Annotated in this window: 1 protein-coding gene; it reads left to right on the forward strand. The window is 68.0% G+C overall.

Annotation, left to right across the window (positions count from 1 at the left end; translation table 11 throughout):
- Positions 1-28: 28 nt before the first annotated feature.
- Positions 29-406 (forward strand): RICIN domain-containing protein (locus tag JFB92_RS25070; RefSeq protein WP_307789270.1); only part of this gene is annotated, 378 nt, incomplete at its 3' end.

Consider the following 406-nt stretch of genomic DNA (forward strand, 5'->3'; position numbering starts at 1 on the left):
CGAGCCGCCTCCCGGTGATGGTGGTCATGTGACGGGTGTGGGTTCGGGTCGGTGCCTGGATGTGCCGAACCAGTCGACGGAGAACGGGACGCAGGTGCAGATCTATGACTGCTGGGAGGGTGCGAACCAGCAGTGGACGCACACCGACTCCGGTGAACTCAGCGTCTACTCCGGCGGTTCGCGCAAGTGCCTGGACGCCGAGGGCGGGGGCACCTCGGATGGGACGGCGGTGATCGTCTGGGACTGCCACGGCGGGTCGAACCAGCAGTGGAACGTGGGCTCGGACGGCTCGATCACCAGTGCCGCTTCGGGCTTGTGCCTGGACGTGTCGGGGGCCTCCACGGCCAACGGCGCCCTGGTCCAGCTCTGGTCCTGCCACGGCGGCGACAACCAACGCTGGAACCTC

The sequence above is a fragment of the Glycomyces salinus genome (assembly GCF_016428645.1).
GTDB lineage: Bacteria > Actinomycetota > Actinomycetes > Mycobacteriales > Micromonosporaceae > Glycomyces > Glycomyces salinus.